At 60.1% G+C, this 18,942-nt stretch carries 21 protein-coding genes; 17 read left to right on the top strand and 4 right to left on the bottom strand.

Features of this window, described 5'->3' with window-relative positions; translation table 11 throughout:
* Positions 1-9: 9 nt before the first annotated feature.
* Positions 10-972, bottom strand: a complete 963-nt coding sequence (locus AB9K37_RS09680) for an acetyl-CoA carboxylase carboxyltransferase subunit alpha (protein ID WP_369837763.1) — start codon at positions 970-972, stop codon at positions 10-12.
* A 156-nt stretch (positions 973-1,128) separates the two neighbouring features.
* On the opposite strand from AB9K37_RS09680, the gene AB9K37_RS09675 reads away from it, so the two are divergent.
* Positions 1,129-1,596 (top strand): GyrI-like domain-containing protein, encoded by a 468-nt coding sequence (locus tag AB9K37_RS09675; protein ID WP_369837760.1) that lies wholly within the window; start codon positions 1,129-1,131, stop codon positions 1,594-1,596.
* Between the two features lie 82 nt (positions 1,597-1,678).
* On the opposite strand, the gene AB9K37_RS09670 is transcribed toward AB9K37_RS09675, so the two are convergent.
* Complete coding sequence (locus AB9K37_RS09670; RefSeq protein WP_369837757.1) at positions 1,679-2,638, bottom strand: L-malyl-CoA/beta-methylmalyl-CoA lyase; 960 nt, start codon at positions 2,636-2,638, stop codon at positions 1,679-1,681.
* Between the two features lie 272 nt (positions 2,639-2,910).
* Between AB9K37_RS09670 and dgcN the strand changes: the two genes are divergently transcribed.
* From dgcN to AB9K37_RS09645, 5 genes are all read left to right on the top strand, one after another.
* On the top strand, positions 2,911-3,912 hold the full coding sequence (gene dgcN, locus AB9K37_RS09665; RefSeq protein ID WP_369837754.1) for an N-acetyltransferase DgcN: 1,002 nt from the start codon (positions 2,911-2,913) through the stop codon (positions 3,910-3,912).
* A 76-nt stretch (positions 3,913-3,988) separates the two neighbouring features.
* A complete protein-coding gene (dgcA, locus tag AB9K37_RS09660; RefSeq protein ID WP_369837751.1) occupies positions 3,989-4,954 on the top strand; it encodes an N-acetyl-D-Glu racemase DgcA in 966 nt (321 codons plus the stop codon).
* A 33-nt stretch (positions 4,955-4,987) separates the two neighbouring features.
* On the top strand, positions 4,988-5,839 hold the full coding sequence (locus AB9K37_RS09655; protein WP_369837748.1) for a D-amino-acid transaminase: 852 nt from the start codon (positions 4,988-4,990) through the stop codon (positions 5,837-5,839).
* Positions 5,840-5,966: 127 nt separating this feature from the next.
* Positions 5,967-7,424 (top strand): OmpA family protein, encoded by a 1,458-nt coding sequence (locus AB9K37_RS09650; RefSeq protein ID WP_369837745.1) that lies wholly within the window; start codon positions 5,967-5,969, stop codon positions 7,422-7,424.
* A gap of 2 nt (positions 7,425-7,426) precedes the next feature.
* Positions 7,427-7,990: a hypothetical protein gene (locus AB9K37_RS09645; RefSeq protein ID WP_369837742.1), complete on the top strand. Its 564-nt coding sequence runs from the start codon at positions 7,427-7,429 to the stop codon at positions 7,988-7,990.
* Between the two features lie 65 nt (positions 7,991-8,055).
* On the opposite strand, the gene AB9K37_RS09640 is transcribed toward AB9K37_RS09645, so the two are convergent.
* Positions 8,056-8,358 carry a DUF1244 domain-containing protein gene (locus tag AB9K37_RS09640; protein WP_369837999.1) on the bottom strand — a complete coding sequence of 101 codons (303 nt, stop codon included), beginning with the start codon at positions 8,356-8,358 and terminating at the stop codon, positions 8,056-8,058.
* Between the two features lie 206 nt (positions 8,359-8,564).
* Between AB9K37_RS09640 and pyk the strand changes: the two genes are divergently transcribed.
* From pyk to pheT, 8 genes are all read left to right on the top strand, one after another.
* The gene (gene pyk, locus AB9K37_RS09635; protein ID WP_369837739.1) at positions 8,565-10,022 is read left to right on the top strand and encodes a pyruvate kinase; all 1,458 of its coding nucleotides are present in this window, start codon (positions 8,565-8,567) and stop codon (positions 10,020-10,022) included.
* 34 nt (positions 10,023-10,056) lie between these two features.
* Positions 10,057-10,287: a hypothetical protein gene (locus AB9K37_RS09630; protein WP_245780430.1), complete on the top strand. Its 231-nt coding sequence runs from the start codon at positions 10,057-10,059 to the stop codon at positions 10,285-10,287.
* Between the two features lie 114 nt (positions 10,288-10,401).
* Positions 10,402-10,602, top strand: coding sequence for a 50S ribosomal protein L35 (gene rpmI, locus AB9K37_RS09625; protein WP_072708167.1), 201 nt, complete (start codon positions 10,402-10,404; stop codon positions 10,600-10,602).
* A 12-nt stretch (positions 10,603-10,614) separates the two neighbouring features.
* Positions 10,615-10,980, top strand: a complete 366-nt coding sequence (gene rplT, locus AB9K37_RS09620; RefSeq protein WP_072708165.1) for a 50S ribosomal protein L20 — start codon at positions 10,615-10,617, stop codon at positions 10,978-10,980.
* A 393-nt stretch (positions 10,981-11,373) separates the two neighbouring features.
* Positions 11,374-12,447: a phenylalanine--tRNA ligase subunit alpha gene (pheS, locus tag AB9K37_RS09615; RefSeq protein ID WP_072708163.1), complete on the top strand. Its 1,074-nt coding sequence runs from the start codon at positions 11,374-11,376 to the stop codon at positions 12,445-12,447.
* Between the two features lie 63 nt (positions 12,448-12,510).
* Positions 12,511-12,795, top strand: a complete 285-nt coding sequence (locus AB9K37_RS09610; RefSeq protein ID WP_369837733.1) for a YrhK family protein — start codon at positions 12,511-12,513, stop codon at positions 12,793-12,795.
* Positions 12,795-13,175, top strand: a complete 381-nt coding sequence (locus tag AB9K37_RS09605) for a VOC family protein (protein ID WP_369837730.1) — start codon at positions 12,795-12,797, stop codon at positions 13,173-13,175. Before AB9K37_RS09610 ends, AB9K37_RS09605 begins: the two co-directional genes overlap by 1 nt.
* Before the next feature lie 74 nt (positions 13,176-13,249).
* Entirely contained in the window at positions 13,250-15,646 is a 2,397-nt protein-coding gene (gene pheT, locus AB9K37_RS09600; protein WP_369837727.1) for a phenylalanine--tRNA ligase subunit beta, read from the top strand.
* 435 nt (positions 15,647-16,081) lie between these two features.
* On the opposite strand, the gene AB9K37_RS09595 is transcribed toward pheT, so the two are convergent.
* Positions 16,082-17,464: a cytochrome P450 gene (locus AB9K37_RS09595; RefSeq protein ID WP_369837724.1), complete on the bottom strand. Its 1,383-nt coding sequence runs from the start codon at positions 17,462-17,464 to the stop codon at positions 16,082-16,084.
* A gap of 51 nt (positions 17,465-17,515) precedes the next feature.
* On the opposite strand from AB9K37_RS09595, the gene AB9K37_RS09590 reads away from it, so the two are divergent.
* From AB9K37_RS09590 to AB9K37_RS09580, 3 genes are all read left to right on the top strand, one after another.
* Positions 17,516-17,866, top strand: coding sequence for a multidrug efflux SMR transporter (locus AB9K37_RS09590; protein ID WP_369837721.1), 351 nt, complete (start codon positions 17,516-17,518; stop codon positions 17,864-17,866).
* Between the two features lie 87 nt (positions 17,867-17,953).
* On the top strand, positions 17,954-18,625 hold the full coding sequence (locus tag AB9K37_RS09585) for a hypothetical protein (protein ID WP_369837718.1): 672 nt from the start codon (positions 17,954-17,956) through the stop codon (positions 18,623-18,625).
* A gap of 176 nt (positions 18,626-18,801) precedes the next feature.
* Positions 18,802-18,942, top strand: a 141-nt coding sequence (locus AB9K37_RS09580; protein WP_278423146.1) for a GTP-binding protein, incomplete at its 3' end; no start/stop codon positions are given.

Here is an 18,942-nt window from a genome sequence, read left to right as displayed (position 1 = left end):
AAAAGAAGCTTAGGCTGCGAGCCCCTTGGAACCCATGTTCAGGAATTTCTTGCGCCGCTGTGCGACCAGTTCGCTTGCGCTCAGGTCAGAGACATCTGCCAGCATCTGTTCAATCATGCGGCCGACCGAAGCCAGAGTGTGGTCACGGTCACGGTGTGCGCCGCCCATCGGCTCGGAAATAATACGATCACAGATCCCCAGCTTGTGCAGGTCCTGTGCCGTCAGGCGAAGCGCTTCGGCCGCTTCGCGCATCTTTTCAGCGTCTTTCCAAAGAATCGAGGCGCACCCTTCGGGCGAAATGACCGAGTAAACCGAGTGCTCCAGCATCGCGACGCGATCTGCGGTCGCAAAGGCCACTGCGCCGCCTGATCCACCTTCGCCAATCACGACAGACACCAGTGGCACACCGATTTGTAGGCATTTCTCGGTCGAGCGGGCGATGGCCTCGGATTGGCCGCGCTCTTCTGCGCCCTTGCCAGGGTAGGCACCGGGGGTGTCCACCAGCGTCACGACAGGCATGTTGAATTTGTGCGCCAGCTCCATCAGGCGAATCGCCTTGCGGTAGCCCTCGGGGCGGGCCATGCCAAAATTCCGCTCGATGCGGGTCTTGGTGTCATGGCCCTTTTCTTGACCAATCACGACCACAGGGATGCCATTCAAACGGGCCATGCCGCCCATGACAGCGTGATCATCGGCAAAGTTCCGGTCACCCGCCAGCGGCGTGTATTCGGTGAACAGAGCGTCGATGTAGTCCTGACAATGCGGGCGGTTCGGGTGCCGCGCGACTTGGCACTTCCGCCAGGGAGTCAGGTTCGAATACAGCTCTTTCAGCAGCGTATCGGCCTTGCGGTCCAATGCTTTTGCTTCGTCTTCGACATCCATCTCTTCGCTTTGACGGGCAATCGCGCGCAGCTCTTCGGCTTTGCCTTCGATTTCGGCTAGCGGTTTTTCGAAGTCGAGATAATGGGTCATCCAACGCTCCTTTGCTTGACCGCTATATGGCGTCAGTCTGCCGCAGATGCAATCGCGATGACACAAACAGAGACTTCGCCCTTATTTTTAAGCGTCATGTTCCCGTTTCAGGCGTATGGTCCACAAAGAGAGGACAGCATTCTACGGAGAAATTTTATGTATGACATCCAGATTACCGAAAGACCTGCGCTGACTTTGATCGGCAGTCATCACCGCGGACCCTATCAAGAGATGGGTGCCGTCTATCAGAAAGTCGTGGGGGTCATCTCGGCGCAAAACCTGTGGCCGCAGATCCAAGGCGTCGTCGGCGTTGCGTGGGATAACCCCGACATCGTTCCGCCCGCGGATCTCCGCAGCTTTGCCGGTTTCCAAGTCGCAGAAGATTTTGAGGCGCCAGAGGGGCTCGAACGCCTGCACTTACAATCAGGACCGTACGCCGAACTGCTCTATACTGGTCCCTACGAAGGCTTGCGCGCCGTGTATCAATACCTAATGGGAGACTGGTTTCCAAAATCCGGCCGGCAACATGCCCCCAGTCCGTCCTACGAGGTCTATCTGAACGACCCAACGACGACTGCGCCTGCAGACCTGAAAACCCTGATCTGCGCACCGCTCACAGCATAGACGAAAAGGGCTGCGTCATCCGCAGCCCTTTCATCTTGGTCCAAATACCCCGGGGGTGCGGGGGCAGAGCCCCCGTTGTCCCTTAGTTGTTCGCGATCATCTCGGCCTGACGCACGATCACTTCAGCTTGCTTGATCGATGCGATGTCCACCAGACGGCCTTTGTAAACGGTCGCGCCTTCGCCTTTGGCTTTGGCCTCCTCCATCGCGGCCAAAATTTCGCGCGCTTCGGTCACAGCCGCTTCGGAGGGAGTGAAGACTTCGTTCGCCAGGGCAACCTGCTTGGGGTGGATCGCCCATTTACCAATCATGCCAAGGGTCGCGGAACGCAGCGCCTGTGCGCGGAAGCCTTCGTCGTCGCTGAAATCGCCGAACGGGCCGTCCACGGGCAGAACGCCGTGGGTGCGGCAGGCGGCAACGATAGCGGCCTGAGCCCAGTGCCACGGATCCGACCAGTACTTCGCACCTTCGCGCAGCATGTAGTAGTTTTCCTGCGTGCCGCCGATGCCGGTGGTCGCCATGCCCATGGATGCCGCAAAGTCCGCCGCGCCAAGGCTCATGGCTACCAGACGGGGCGAGGCCGCAGCGATCTCTTCGACATGGGCGATGCCCGCGGCCGATTCGATGATCACTTCGAAGTTAATCTTCTTGGTACGGCCCATCGCGGTTTCGACCGCAGTGACCAGCGCGTCGACGGCATAGATGTCACCTGCACAGCCGACCTTGGGGATCATGATCTGGTCCAGACGCTCTCCTGCCTTTTCCAGCAGGTCGACCACATCGCGGTACCAGTAAGGGGTGTCGAGGCCATTGATCCGCACGGACAGGGTCTTGTTGCCCCAATCGACGTCGCTGATCGCCTTGATGATGTTCTCGCGGGCGCTGTCCTTGTCGCTGGGGGCGACCGAATCCTCGAGGTCAAGGTTGATCACGTCCGCGGCGCTGGCGGCCATTTTTTCAAAGATCGCGGGGCGCGAGCCGGGTCCGAACAACTGGCAGCGGTTCGGGCGGGCGGGCGCTTGGGGCTGGATGCGAAAGCTCATCGGCTCTGCCTTTCGGTAATGATATTACAATTTGTTCGTCTGAATGGGTATTAAATTACCCAAGCAATCGCAAGACTCTTTTCGCAGTCGCGGCATCTTGCGGCGCTGCGGCAAATATTCCATCATTCCCGCAGGTATATGCAGAGAAAAAATTCGGCATAACAGGTGCTGCGGCGAAGAATATTCGCAAGAGGTCGGAAATTACGGCAAATTTCGTATGAAATCTCATCCCAGACGACGCATTCTGATCACAAGAAAAAGGATGACCTGTGATGATTAAGACCCCCTATCTTCTGTTTTTGGGCGACGCGCCCGACCAGCTTGCTGCTAAAGTCGCACAAGGTATCAAAGACTGGCGCCCTGATAATGCCGTTGGCCAGTTCCGCATGGAAGGCTGCAAGGCCGATCTGGGCCTGACCGACATGACTCTAGAAGAGGCCAAGGCCGCAGGTGCCAAAACCTTGGTCGTTGGCGTGGCAAACCGTGGCGGGGTCATCAGCCCTGCGTGGAAGAAAGTTCTGGTCGCTGCGCTTGAAGAAGGCTTTGATCTGGCGTCTGGCCTGCACAACCTGCTGTGCGATGAGGATGATCTGGTTGCTGTCGCCAAAGCTTGTGGCCGCGAGTTGCACGATGTGCGCGTCCCCGAGGTCGAATACCCTATTGCGAACGGCAAAAAACGCCGCGGCAAGCGCGTGCTGGCTGTGGGCACAGATTGCTCGGTCGGCAAGATGTACACCGCGCTGGCGCTGGACGAATCCATGCGAAAGAAGGGCCTGAAAAGCACCTTCCGCGCCACGGGCCAGACCGGCATCCTGATCACAGGCAACGGTGTGCCGCTGGACGCGGTCGTCGCGGACTTTATGGCTGGCTCGATTGAATGGCTGACGCCAGACAATGACGACGACCACTGGGACATCATCGAAGGCCAAGGGAGCCTGTTCCACGTGTCCTATTCCGGTGTGACCATGGCGCTGGTCCATGGTGGTCAGGCGGACGCCCTGATCCTGTGTCACGAGCCCACCCGCACTCACCTGCGCGGTCTGCCCGAGTATTCGGTCCCGACTCTGCAAGAGTTGTGGGACACCGCGCTGCCGCTGGCGCGCATCGCGAACCCTGCTTGCCAAGTGGTTGGCGTTTCGGTGAACACCCAGCACATGGGCGCGGACGAGGCGGATGCCTATCTGGCGAAGATCGAAGAAGAGCTGGGTCTGCCCGCAGTTGACCCCTATCGCCACAGCGCGGACAAGCTGGCAGACGCCCTGGCGGCCCTGTAAGCGATGACCTGCGATGGGCGCGCCCTGTGGGTGCGTCCGGTCTTTTGAGTATTTTAAGCAAAAAGAAGGAGCGGGCATGTCCTTGATCGTTCGTCGCGAGAGTTTCCGGTTGGCCCAAGCGTTTACGATTTCACGCGGGAGCCGGACCGAGGCGCATGTGCTGTCGGTGTCCATCACACGCGACGGTGTTACGGGCCGCGGCGAGTGTGTCCCTTATGCCCGTTATAACGAGAGTATGGACAGCGTTGCCGAGCAGATCGCCGGCCTGCCGCAGGACATTGACCGAAAGGCGCTGCAGTATGCCTTGCCCGCAGGTGCCGCGCGGAATGCCGTGGACTGTGCCCTGTGGGATTGGGAGGCAAAGAAGGCGCGTCGCCGTGTTTGGGATCTGGCTGGGGTCCCAGCGCCTGTGGCTGAAATCACGGCGTATACCTTGTCCCTTGCGTCGCCCGAGGAGATGGAAGCGCAAGCCCGCGAGAATGCGTTTCGCCCGCTCTTGAAGATCAAGCTGGGAACGCCCGAAGATATGCCACGACTGGAAGCTGTCCGCCGTGGTGCCCCCGAGGCGCGGATCATCGTGGACGCCAACGAAGGCTGGAGCGCTGAAGTGTATGGCGAACTCGCGCCGCATCTGGTGCGCTTGGGCGTCGAGATGGTCGAGCAGCCTTTGCCAGCAGGCGAGGATGACGCGTTGATCGGGATGGATCGCCCTGTGCCGCTTTGCGCCGACGAAAGCTGCCATGACCGCGCGAGCCTCGCGAAGCTCAGGGGCAAGTACGACATCATCAACATCAAATTGGATAAGACCGGCGGCCTGACCGAGGCTTTGGCCCTGCGCAAGGCAGCCGAGGACATGGGCTTTGGCATCATGGTGGGCTGCATGATCGGCAGTTCTTTGGCGATGGCCCCTGCGACAGTTGTCGCCAAGGGCGCACAGGTGGTGGACCTTGACGCGCCGCTGCTTCTGGCCGAAGACCGTGACAACCCGCTGCACTACGATGCCGATGGTGTGCATCCGCCTGTGGCCGCACTTTGGGGCTAAGGCCCCGCGACTGACTTTAGGAGAAGACCCGACATGACCCGCACCGTCTATGTAAACGGCGAATACCTGCCGGAAACCGAAGCCACGGTTTCGATCTTTGACCGCGGCTTCCTGATGGCGGACGGCGTGTACGAGGTGACCACCGTTCTGGATGGCAAGCTGATCGACTTTGACGGTCACGCCAAGCGTCTGTCCCGTTCGCTGAGCGAGCTTGAGATGAAAGAACCCTGCACGCAGGACGAGCTGCTGGAAATCCACCGCAAGCTGGTCGAGGCCAACAACGTAACCGAAGGTCTGGTATACCTGCAGGTGACGCGCGGCGCGGCGGATCGCGACTTTGCCTACCCCGCCGATGCAGAGCCGACCCTCGTTCTGTTCACCCAAGAGAAATCGCTGGCGGAAAGCCCCGCAGCCAAGAGCGGCATCAGTGTCATCTCGATCCCCGATATCCGCTGGGGCCGCCGCGATATCAAAACCGTGCAGCTGCTCTATCCCTCGATGGGCAAGATGGCCGCGAAAGCTGCGGGTGCGGACGATGCCTGGATGGTCGAGGATGGCAGCGTGACCGAGGGCACCTCGAACAACGCTTATATCGTCAAGGACGGCGTGATCATCACCCGCAACCTCAGCAACGACATTCTGCACGGCATCACCCGTGCCGCCGTCCTGCGCTTTGCCCAAGAAGCCCAGATGCAGGTCGAAGAGCGTCCCTTTACCATTGAAGAGGCCAAAGCAGCGGACGAGGCGTTCGTGACCTCGGCGACCACCTTTGTCATGCCTGTCGTGAAAATCGACGATGCAGCGATTGGTACCGGCGAAGTTGGCCCGATCGCCAGCCGCCTGCGCGAAATCTACATCGAAGAAAGCCGCAAAGCCGCGCTATAATCGCTGGCATACACCAGAGGTTCATCGCCCGCGCCCCTCGGGGAGCGGGCGTTTGCCGTATGAAGACTTGCTTTGATCTGCGCATGGGGCCACTACTGCGCGCGTAAATTGATTTGTGGAGGTTTTGATGCGCACGATTACAGGTGCGGTCATTTTATTGGTAGGGATCGGCGGTTTGGGCTATTGGGCCATGACAAACCAGGCCCAACTCTTGGAAAACAAGATCGCAGAAGCTGCAGGCGCCGTTGACGTGACACCGGTCCACGGGATCGATGTGTCCGTGTCTGGTCGAGACGTCGTTTTGACGGGCACTGTAGACGGCCCCAAAGAGGCTGACGCGCTATATGCTGCTTATTCTCAGGTTCCCGGTCGCCGCGAAGTGCGTACCGATTGGACTGTTTTGCCCGAAATTGTACCTTTCGTTCTGGCGGTCCGCTGGCAGGATCAGGCCATGGTTGCCGAAGGTCACCTGCCGACCGAAGAGGTTCGTACGGAATTGGCCCCTCTTTTGGGGCAGACGGAGGCATTGCCCTTGGGTGCAGGCGCCCCGGACGCTTGGGGCGCTGCGGCTGCTCTGGGACTCGAAGCGGCGCGCCGCCTCGAAGAAGGTGAGATGCGGTTAGAGGATCGCAAGCTGACGCTGACCGGCATCGGGCGATCACCGGCCGAAGCGGCGCAGATCGAAGCTCTCCTTGCCCAACTTCCCGAAGGCTACGAGTCCGAGCTGAGCATCGAGTATCTCGATGATGGCACACCGCCGGAGTACAGCATTACATATGATGCGAGCACTGGGCTACGCATCGACGGAAAATTGCCGGCCGGACTGACACCGGAACAAGTGGCCGAAGCGCTCGATTTTGTTGCCTACACTGGCGATGTGCGGACAGGTTTGCTGGGGGATGCTGAAGGTCACGTAGAGATCATTGGTCCCATTGCAGAGTGGTTGCCGGATCTTGAGCGTTTGACCATCGAGCGCACGCAGGACGACGTTTCGGTCGTGGGTGCAGTACGGACAGGTGTGGATACCGAACTCGTGGCCTCTGCGCTGTCAGAAGCTGTGGGGACGCCTGTGAACTTGACCGTAAGCACAGCGCATCTGCCCGATGGCAGTCTGCGAACAAACGCTGCTACAGGCGAAACAGAGGTTGCGCGAGCAGGCTATTGGCTGCCGAATATCCAGTTCGCGCCCGATGTGCAGACCTGCACGAACGCGATGACGGCAACGCTTTTTCACAGCCCGATCAATTTTCTGACCGGGTCAGCGCGTCTGGATGCCAAAGCTTCGCGCGTGATTAACGAAATGGCATCGGTTGCGGCGTTATGTGTCGAGACAGGGCAACTGCGTGCAGAGATTGGCGGACATACGGACTCTGTCGGCGATGCCGCTGGAAACCGTGCCCTAAGCGAGGCGCGCGCCAACGCTGTGCGCGCTGCATTGATCGCGCGCGGTGTTGCGCCAGAGGCCTTGACGGCGCAGGGATACGGGGAGAGTGACCCGATTGACACCAACGATACCGAGGAGGGCCGAGCGGCGAACCGCCGGACAACAGTTGTCTGGTCCCCCTCTGATGATGGAGTGAACTGATCATGTTCCAGAACTGGAATTTTCTGATTGCCGAGATGTGGGTACTTCTGGCGCTGGCGGCCTTGGTCGGTCTGATTGCTGGCTTCTTCTTTTTCCGGGGAAAGGGAAAGAGCGAGGATAACTTCTCGCTCGACCAATCCCTCGCAGCGGCGAAGTCCGAGCTTTTGGGGCTGCGCAAGCACCTTGATACGGCCCAACAACAAATCTTTGCCCAAGAAGCAGAGCTCAGCGATCTGCGTCAGATTGCGGCGGCTGTTGGCATTGGGCGGCCGGCCGAGGGCGCGGGCGCAGGAGCAGAGACGCTGAACGAACTGCCCGACGAGATGCCCGAAGAATACGCACAAATCATCTTGCAGCGGGATGAACGCATCGCCTTGCTCGAAGCGGATCTCGAAGATCTGCGCGCGGAGTTGGAAACCGATGCCAGCAAGATCGAAGCGCGTTTCGAGGAGATGATCATCGAAGCTGACGAGCGCGAGGCTGAAATTGCTCGGCTGACCGAAACGCTGGCCGCCTACGAAGAGGCGACGGGCACGTCCGATGTGCCGCAGCAAGCCAACGGTTGATCCGGTACAAAATTAAGGGCGCCGCTGGGAAACCCGCGGCGCCTTTTTGAGTTCTTAGGGGACGTTTAGCCCGCGTCAGCAGGTTTGTTCACCTCGAATGCGGCCAGTTGGTCTGCATTCGCTTCGGTCTGGTATTTGTCTTTCCATTCGGAATAGGGCATCCCGTAGACCGCCTCGCGGCCTTCCTCCTTGGTCATCGGAATGTCGCGCGCGTCCGCTTCCTCTTGGTACCACCGCGACAGGCAGTTGCGGCAAAACCCTGTCAGATTCATCATGTCGATGTTCTGCACATCGGTGCGCTCGTTCAGATGCGCCAGCAGGCGGCGAAAGGCGGCAGCTTCGAGTTCGGTGCGCGTCTGTTCATCAATCTGTGACATTGCTTTGCTCCTCTTCCGGCAATTACAGTCTTAGCTGAGGCCCCTGCGCCAAAGCGTCAAGGGGCATCTGTGCCGGCGATTGTGCATATTGAAGCAGCAACCTGTTGCCCCAGAGGCCATGTTAGGGCATAACGCGGCTGACGTTAGCGATAACATGAGATGCGCCGGTTTATACCGTGAAGGAGGAGGGCCGTATTATGAGACGCCACCGCAATGTGAAAATCGTGGCCACCCTTGGGCCGGCTTCGAACGATTATGCCATGATCCGCAAGCTGCACGAGGCTGGTGCAGACGTTTTCCGTCTGAACATGAGCCACGGCAGCCACGAAGAGATCGCCGAGCGCCACAAGATCATCCGTCAGGTCGAAGAGGACATGGGCAGCCCGATCGCCATCCTTGCTGACCTTCAGGGTCCAAAGCTGCGTGTGGGCGTGTTCGCGAACGGGTCCGAAGATCTGGAAGAGGGCGCAAAGTTCCGCCTCGATCTGGACGAGACCGAAGGCACCATCGACCGCGTGTGCCTGCCGCACCCCGAAATTTTCGCCGCGCTTGAGCCCGGCGCACACCTCTTGGTCAATGACGGCAAAATCCGTCTGAAGGTCGAAAGCTGTGACCGCGAATCGGCAGATTGCGAAGTCATCACCGGCGGCACCATCTCGAACCGCAAGGGCGTGAACGTCCCTGACGTGGTTCTGCCGCTGGCCGCTCTGTCGGACAAAGACCGCGGCGATCTGGAACTCGCGTGTTCGCTGGGTGTAGACTGGATTGCTCTGTCCTTTGTTCAGCGCGCCAAAGACGTGTGGGAAGCCCGCGAACTGGTGCAGGGCCGCGCCGCCGTTCTGTCCAAGATCGAGAAGCCCTCGGCTGTGTCGTCCTTCGAGGAAATCCTCGACGCGTCGGACGGCATCATGGTTGCCCGAGGTGACCTTGGCGTTGAACTGCCTGTCCAGAACGTGCCCCCGATCCAGAAACGTCTGGTCCGCAAGTGTCGCTCCGCTGCCAAGCCCGTGATCGTCGCGACCCAGATGCTGGAATCGATGATCGACAGCCCTATGCCCACCCGCGCCGAAGTGTCGGACGTGGCGACCGCCATCTACGAAGGCGCCGACGCGATCATGCTCTCGGCCGAATCGGCAGCGGGCCAGTACCCCGAGCAAGCGGTCAAAACCATGGATAACGTGGCCCGCGAAGTCGAAGGCGACGACACTTGGCGCGAAGTCATCACCGCATCGCGTGGCGGCACCGCCCCTATGCGCGGCACCGGCATCGCCCACGGCATCGTGGCCGCGGCGCGTGAGATCGCGGAAACTGCTCAGATCAAAGCGATTTCGTGCTTCACCCAGACCGGCACCACCGCGCTGCTCACCTCGCGCGAGCGCCCCATGGTTCCGATCATCGCACTGACCCCGCTCTTGCGCACCGCACGCCGTCTGGCGCTGTCTTGGGGCGTTCAGCCGATCAACACCAAAGAAGTGGATCGATTCAAAATGGCGGTGGTCTCGGCGGTGCGCGCAGCCCGCTCCGAAGGCTACGCGACCGAGCAGGATCATATCGTCGTCACAGCAGGCGTTCCCTTTAATGTGACGGGTTCCACGAACATCTTGCGCGTCGCTCCATGCGAAGAGCGTTTGATTTTCAACACCGATCCCGAATAACCTTTAAGCAGCTTTTACAGTTGCGAGTTGGTTAATGGGAATTGATACAGATCTGGCATTGGTTGTAGGCCTCGTTATCGGGGCCTTCGCCGTTCCGAGCATCGTTTCCGCGTATATCGACGGGCGCACCCCGCGGGTGGCAATGATTGCCATCGTGCTCTCGGGGGTGTCTTTGGTCTACGCGCTCAAGACTCATCCAAACGGATATGACGTCGGCGATGTCCCCGCAGCGTTCGCCTCTGTGATCGGGCGATACCTGCACTGATTTAGCCTTGTGCTAAAGATGATGCCCTTGTATAGGGCGCGCTCTAACCGCGCGACCGGCCTCAGTGGCATGCCGAGTCGCGTTCGGACCGAACCTGCATTGAAGGAGACGGAAATGCCCAAGATGAAGACAAAATCGAGCGCCAAGAAGCGCTTCAAAGTGACCGCGAATGGTCGCGTGATTGCTGGCCAGGCCGGCAAGCGTCACGGCATGATCAAGCGTACCACCAAATTCATCCGTACCGCCCGTGGTACCACGACTCTGTCGGCTCCCGACGAGAAGATCGTGAAAAAATACATGCCCTACGCGCGCTAAGGAGAATACGGAATGTCCCGAGTCAAAGGTGGTACCGTCACCCACGCCCGTCACAAGAAGATCATCAAGCAGGCCAAAGGTTACTACGGCCGCCGCAAGAACACCTTCAAGGTTGCAGCGCAGGCCGTCGACAAGGCGAACCAGTACGCAACCCGTGACCGTAAGGCCCGTAAGCGTAATTTCCGCGCCCTGTGGATCCAGCGTATCAACGCAGCCGTCCGTGCGCACGATGAGAGCCTGACCTACTCGGCCTTCATCAACGGCCTGAACAAAGCTGGCATCGCAGTCGACCGTAAGGTCTTGGCAGACCTGGCCGTTCACGAGCCCGCAGCCTTCGGCGCGATCGTTGATCAGGCAAAAGGCGCTCTGGCAGCCTAATCTCGTTCCACGAGACACCAGATTTGAAACGCGGGCCCTAATGGGTCCGCGTTTTTCGTATGTGGGGCGGCTGACAAAATGCCGGTGTCTACACCCATCGCTGATGTGGAGATTTGAGTATTTTTGGCAAAAAGAAGCCAGAGGTGCACCTCATCAGACACCTATGTGCTGCTCAGAGCGGTGCCTGACGAGGTGGCTTCTCTTTGCGCGGTCATCGGCTCTCCAGCCTGTACCGCAGGGATATTGAAACCTTAAAATTCCTAAAACTCCGTTAACGCTTCTTTTTGCTTTAAATACTCACGTCTCACAGCCCCGAAGCCATCACTGTCCTCTCCAAACTCTTGCGTCCCGCCCCGCTTGTGGTAGCAAGCGCCCAAAGCCAAGGAGGGTGTCATGGACGATCTGCGCGCGAAATATATCGAGGCCATCGCGGCCGCTGGCGATGAAGCCACCATCGAAGAGGTGCGTCTGGCTGCCGTCGGCAAGAAGGGCGAGATCAGCCTGAAAATGCGCGAGCTTGGCAAAATGACCCCCGAAGAGCGTCAGGTTGCGGGCCCCGCTTTGAATGCCTTGAAGGACGAGATCAACGCAGCGCTAGCCGCGAAGAAGGCCGCGTTGGCCGACGCCGCGCTGGATGCTCGCCTAAAGGCTGAGTGGCTGGACGTGACCCTGCCGGTTCGTCCTCAGCGTCAGGGATCAATCCATCCGATCAGCCAGGTCACCGAAGAGGTCACCGCGATTTTTGCTGACATGGGCTTCTCGGTGGCCGAAGGGCCTCAGATCGAGAGCGACTGGTACAACTTCGATGCGTTGAACATCCCCGGCCACCACCCCGCGCGGGCCGAGATGGACACCTTCTACACGCACCGTGCCGAAGGCGACGATCGTCCGCCCCACGTACTGCGCACCCACACCAGCCCCGTGCAGATTCGTCATATGGAAAAGCATGGCGCGCCCTGCCGCATCATCGCGCCCGGACGTGTGTACCGCTCGGATTATGACCAGACCCACACCCCCATGTTCCACCAGATCGAAGGTCTGGCGATCGACAAGGACATCTCGATGGCCAACCTCAAGTGGGTGCTCGAGCAGTTCGCCGCCGCCTTCTTTGAGGTGGACGAGGTCGAAGTTCGCTTCCGCGCCTCGCACTTCCCCTTCACCGAACCTTCTGCCGAGATCGACTTCCGTTGTTCGTGGGTCGATGGCCAGCTGAAGCTGGGTGAGGGCGATGATTGGCTCGAAGCTGGCGGCTCGGGCATGGTTCACCCCAAGGTTCTGGAAAACGCGGGCATCGACTCGACCCAGTGGCAGGGCTTTGCCTTTGGCCTCGGGATCGACCGTTTGGCCATGCTGAAATACGGCATCCCTGATCTGCGCGCCTTCTTTGACGCGGATTTGCGCTGGCTGCGCCACTACGGGTTCTCAGCGCTGGATGTGCCGACGCTCCACGGCGGCCTCAGCCGCTGAGGCGATTGAAACAGCAGGGCAGGGCGCTAAGCTCTGCCCTGTTTTCGTTTCAAAGGATTGCCAATGCCCCTGTTTCACAGTCAGAACCGCACCCGAAGCCCCGAGTCCGAACGCCTGTATGCGCGGTATGAATTGCTGCACACGCTGGTGGATTTCGCGGCGGCGATCCTGTTTCTCGTGGGCTCTGTTCTGTTCTTCTGGAAATCACTGGAGACGGCGGCGATCTGGCTGTTCGTCCTCGGATCGCTCTGTTTTTGCGCCAAACCGACGATCCGGTTGGTCCGCGAAATCCAGCTCTATCGCATGGGCAAATTTGAAAAACTGGCCCACGGCGAAACGGAGACCTGATGCTGCACGCCATCCACCACGTGGCGATCATCGCCAGCGATTACGCGCGGTCCAAAACCTTTTACACCGACATCCTTGGCGGGCAGATCATCGCGGAAATCTATCGCGAAGCCCGCGACAGCTGGAAGCTGGATATCGCGCTGGCGGGTGCGCAGATCGAACTCTTTAGCTTTCCGGGTGCCCCCGCGCGCCCCAGCTACCCCGAAGCGCAGGGCCTGCGGCATCTGGCGTTCACCGTCGCGGACGTCGCCAAAACCAAACAGCACCTCGAAGCCCAAGGCGTCGCCGTCGAAGAAATCCGCACCGATTCCCTGACGGGCAAGCGGTTTACCTTCTTTGCCGATCCAGATGGCCTGCCGCTCGAACTATACGAGGCCTAACCCCTCTTTCCCCCTGCCGCCCTATGGGCTATGCCGTGCCTCGAATGAAACCTGACAAATAAAGGCGCGCGGCGATGAAGTTCACCCTGTCCTGGCTCAAGTCACACCTCGATACCTCGGCCACTCTGGACGAGATCCTCTATGCCCTGACCGATCTGGGCCTAGAGGTCGAAGGCGTTGAAAACCCTGCCGAGAAACTGGGTGCCTTTACCATCGGCAAGGTGCTGACCGCCGAGAAGCACCCCGATGCAGACAAACTGAACGTCTGCACGGTCGCCACCGATGATGGCGAGCTGCAAATCATCTGCGGCGCGCCGAACGCCCGCGCGGGCATCACCGTCGTGGTCGCCAAGCCCGGCACCTATGTTCCCGGCATCGACATCACCATCAACGTGGGCAAAATCCGTGGCATCGAAAGCTATGGCATGATGTGCTCCGAGCGCGAAATGGAGTTGTCGGACGAACACAACGGCATCATCGAACTGCCCTCGGGCGAGGTCGGTCAGAAGTTCACCGACTGGCTGGCGGAAAACGATCCGGCCAAGGTTGATCCCGTGATCGAGATCGCGATCACCCCGAACCGTCCCGACGCCCTTGGCGTGCGCGGCATCGCGCTGGATTTGGCCGCCCGCGGCCTCGGCACGCTAAAGCCCGCACCCGTGACCCCCGTGGCTGGCACCTTCCCCAGCCCGATCACCGTCAGCATCGACGATGACGCGCGTGAAGGCTGCCCCGTGTTCTACGGCCGCGTGATCAAAGGGGTGAAAAACGGCCCCTCGCCCGCATGGCTGCAAGACTACCTGCGCGCCATCGGCCTGCGCCCGATCTCGGCTCTGGTCGATATCACCAACTTCTTCACCTATGACCGCAACCGCCCGCTGCACGTGTTTGACGCGGACAAAGTTGCTGGCAACCTGCGCGTTCACGCGGCTCAGGGCGGCGAAACACTGGTTGCGCTGGATGAAAAAGAATACACGCTGCAGCCCGGCATGACCGTGATCAGCGATGACAACGGCGTCGAATCCATCGCGGGCGTCATGGGCGGTCTGCCCTCTGGCTGTACCGACGAGACGACCAATGTTTTCCTCGAGGCCGCGTTCTTTGACACTGTCCGCACCGCGCTGACCGGCCGCGCGCTGAAGATCAACTCCGACGCGCGCTACCGTTTCGAACGTGGCATCGACCCCGCTTGGACCCCCGAAGGCCTAGAGGCCGCGACCCAGATGATCCTTGATCTCTGTGGCGGCGAGGCGTCCGAAGTGGTCATGGCCGGCGAACTGCCCGACCATTCCCGCGCCTACAAGCTGGACACCGACCGCTGCCAGAGCCTTGTCGGCATGGAAATCCCCGCTGAAACCCAGCGCGCGACCCTCGAAGCGCTTGGTTTCGTCATGGAAGGCGACATGGCCCACGTTCCCAGCTGGCGTCCTGACGTCTTGGGCGAAGCGGATCTGGTCGAAGAAGTCGCTCGCATGGCCTCGCTCACCAAGCTGGTGGGCAAGCCGTTGCCCCGCATGACGACCGACGTGCCCAAGCAGATCCTGACCCCGATGCAGAAGCGCGAAAGCATCGGTCGCCGCACCGCTGCCAGCCTCGGCTACAACGAATGCGTGACCTACAGCTTCATCGACGGCAAGCAGGCGGCTCTGTTCGGCGGCGGCACTGATGCCACCCGTCTGGAAAACCCGATCTCCTCGGAAATGAGCCACATGCGCCCCGACCTGCTACCCGGCCTCTTGGCCGCTGCCAGCCGGAACCAAGCGCGCGGTTTCAACGATCTGGCCCTGTTCGAATGTGGTCCTGCCTTCCACGGCGGTGAACCGGGCGAGCAGCACACCCAGATCAGCGGTATCCTCGTCGGTCGGACGGGCCCCAAGGACACCCACGGCGCCTCGCGCCCCGTTGATGTCTACGACGCCAAAGCGGACGTCGAGGCGATCCTGTCGGCCATCGGCGCCCCCGCCAAGGTCCAGATCATGCGCGACACCGCCGAATGGTTCCACCCGGGCCGCTCGGGCCGCATCTGCCTTGGTCCGAAAAAGACCCTCGCGGTGTTCGGCGAACTGCACCCCAAAGTGCTGGACGCGATGGACGTCAAAGGTCCCGCTGTCGCCTTTACCATCTGGCCCGCCGAAATCCCGCTGCCCCGCAAGGCCGCAACCACCCGCCCCGCGCTCAAGGTCAGTGACCTGCAGGCGGTCGAGCGTGACTTCGCCTTTGTCGTGGACGCGAATGTCGAGGCGCTGACGCTGGTGAACGCCGCCGCAGGTGCCGACAAGGCCTTGATCGAAGAGGTCCGCGTGTTCGACGAATTCATCGGCGGCTCGCTGGGTGAGGGCAAAAAGAGCCTCGCCATCACCGTGCGCATTCAGCCGACTGAGACAACGCTCAAGGAAAAAGACCTCGAGGCGATCAGCACCAAGATCGTGGAAAAGGTTCAGAAGGCGACCGGAGCCACCCTGCGCGGCTAACGTATCCCCTCAAAGTCTGAAAACACCGAACGCCGCCCCGTTTTGGGCGGCGTTTTTGTTGCAAGCGTAATGAGTATCATCTTTCGGGCGTGCACGGATGAACGCACTTTCAGGATGCTGAAAGAACAACTGACAAGTGAAGGGGGATAGTGACGCGTTGAAGGAAATTGCCGGGGCTCCTAATTACGACCACCACTCACGAAGTCTGAGGAGCCCCAGCGAAACATACTAAAAAGTACTTCAACTATACGACAGACGATAAGCTATCGAAAGTATATTGGCAACAAGAAATGACGCCATTGCAGAAAAATTATTAAAGGATAGTTAATCATTTTCGATTAAGAAACAGATGTTTGTCGCAAATGGGTAGTTTCTAGACGCATATTTTCTTGCATGCGCTGGACGAAAATGCGCTCGGGGCGGACTAATTTCTGCTCACACACGCTTTAGTTGATTCGCTGGTCTTGGCTCAAGCATTAACCAAACTCCCCCATCGGGCCGCAGTGTGAGAATCATAACAGGTTTCGGGGGGCGACCAGGCACCAGATCAAAGCGATAGCGCGCCAAGAGTGTCGCCAGAATAATCACAGCCTCGGTGAGGGCAAAGCTCGCGCCGATACAGATCCTCGGACCGTCCCCGAACGGCAGATAGGCGTAGCGCCGAATCGCCTTGCGGTCGGCAAACCGTTCGGGCCGGAACGCATCCGGGTCGTCCCAGAGTAGGTTGTTACGGTGCAAAGCGTAAATCGGGATCATTACCGTATCTCCGGGCCACACCTCGCGCCCACAGAGCCGATCCGCCTTGCGCGCTGTGCGCGATACCAACGCTGCCGGCGGATACATCCGCAGCGCCTCGTCCACGATCTGCCGGATGTAGGGCAGGTTGGGCACGTCCTCGGCCCCAGCGACCCGATCCCCCAGCACCGACTGCGCCTCGGCACGGGCCAAGTCCTGAACCCGTGGATCGCCCGCCACCAGATACAGGGCCCACGACAGGGACAGCGCCGTGGTCTCGTGCCCTGCCACGATAAAGGTCAGCAGGTTGTCCCGCAGTTCCTCGGTCGACATCTGCCGTCCCGACTCGGGGTCGGCCCCAGCCAGCAGCAGGTCCAGCAGATCGGGCGCGGCATTCGGTTGCCCCGAGGCACGGCGGCGCTGGATCGCCTCGTCGGCCACACGCTGCATGTCGGTCAGCGCCCCGCCACTGCGAATCCGGCTCAGGCGTGGCACCCAACTGGGCAGCCCCAGCATATCCCCCAGCGAAATCTTGGCCGTGCTCTGGATGTATGCCTCGATCGCATGATGCACGCCGTCGCGGTCGAACCCTTCGTCCCCTGAAAAGGTCACATCCGAGATCACCTCGAACGTGGTCTGCACCATCTCGTCGAACATGTTGATGGCGCGCTTGCCCGCCGCAGCCTCGAGCCGCTGCACCGCACGCTCGGCTGCCGCCGACATCACAGGGGCCAAGGCCATCACATGACGGTGGGAAAAGGACGGTGCGGCGGTGCGCCTTTGCCAATGCCATTCCTGCCCCTCTGCAATGAACAGGCTCTCGCCGATGGCGGGGCGCAGCAGGTCTTTGGTCACATCAGATTTCGGGTAGTCCGGCAGCTTGTCCCGCAGGATCTGCCCCAGGGCGTCAGGATCCATGACCATGTGCCAACGCTTGCCCGTGCGTCCGGACACCATCGGTTGGCGTGTCGCGATTTCAGGCAGAATTTCCAGCACGTTTCGCCGCGCGGTTTGCAAACTCTTCAAAACGCCCATGGGTTCTGTCACCAAGGGGACGCGAACAGGAAAGCCGGACTGGACCATGTTCAACCTCTCTCTTGCCATGAGAACTTAGGCGAAGGAGACGGTCTGGCAATGAGGAAAGGTGTTCAAATGCTGCCCTATCTGGCCTTGGCGACCGCGATCGTGTGCGAAGTGATCGGCACCTCCGCCTTGAAAAAGACCGAAGAGTTCACCCGCATGGGGCCGACGGCTGTCATGATCGTGAGCTATCTTGCGGCCTTTTACCTGCTGACCATTGCCTTGCGTGTCCTCCCCGTTGGAATTGTGTACGCCGTCTGGAGCGGCCTTGGCGTCGTGCTGATTTCGATCGTCGGTTGGGTGGTGTTCCACGACCGGCTGGATCTGCCCGCCTTACTGGGAATCGGGCTGATTTTGGCAGGCGTGATGACGATCTTTGTTTTTTCGAACACTGCGGGACACTGACTTGCCGGTCCACGGCGGGGGATCTAGCGTTGCTACTCCGGCGGAAAACAGGCTATCCCCCTCAGCGAACCCGCGACCGGAGCCAATATGACCCGTTTTTTTGCCATCGCCATGCTTTGTATCCTCGCCGCCTGTGGCAATAAATCCGATCTGGATCAGCCGCCGGTGCCGCTCGGTCACTTCCGCTTGGGTCACAATGTGGTCGTCGCGCCCCATCCTGTGCAGGGGCCGCTGTCCCGTGATGTCGCCCCCGAAGAGTGGGTGGACACCATGCGCGCTGCGATCTCTGACCGCTTCGGCCGCTACGAGGGCGACAAGCTCTACCACCTCGGGATCAGCGTCGATGGCTACGTGGTCGCGCAGACGGGCATCCCGCTGGTGCTGGCGCCGAAATCGGTCGTGATCCTGAACGTCACCCTCTGGGATGACGAAAAGGGCGAAAAGGTGAATGACGAGCCGGAGCGCATCATGGCGCTCGAATCGCTGAACGGAAAATCCGTTGTGGGCTCCGGCCTGACCCAGACCCGCGAAGAGCAGATGGCAAATCTGTCTTACAATGCGGCCAAGCGCATCGAGAACTGGCTGAAAAACAACATCGAGGAGTTCGGCCTCGATGTCCCCCCGGTCGAACCCTATGTCGATGACCGCGAAGAGAGCGCCGAAACCGCCGAAGCGCCAGAGGCAGAGGGCGAAGACACCGCTGAAACCCCGGTGACCGTAGACCCAGAGATCGCGCCCGCCGAAATCGCCGCCGAATAGGCCAACCCAAGAGCGGATCATCGAAAATTCCCGCCTGCGACCGGTGCGACAACGACACAACCCCGCTTCTCGCGTTCTCTATGTCATCTGACGCTTGATTTTCTTCTGTGCGTCCAATACATCGCCCGCGATGCTGAACCGGGGCAGGCTGCCCCCCCAACTACGAGGCGCCATCGATGGCAAAGGAAAAGTTTGAGCGTAGCAAACCGCACGTCAACATCGGCACCATTGGTCACGTTGACCACGGTAAGACCACTCTGACCGCAGCGATCACCAAGTACTTCGGTGACTTCAAAGCGTACGACCAGATCGACGGC

This window comes from Donghicola sp. XS_ASV15 (assembly GCF_041224595.1).
Classification (GTDB): Bacteria; Pseudomonadota; Alphaproteobacteria; order Rhodobacterales; family Rhodobacteraceae; genus Donghicola.
The sequence above is the reverse complement of the archived record's forward strand: the minus strand, read 5'-3'. Positions and strand labels throughout refer to the sequence as shown.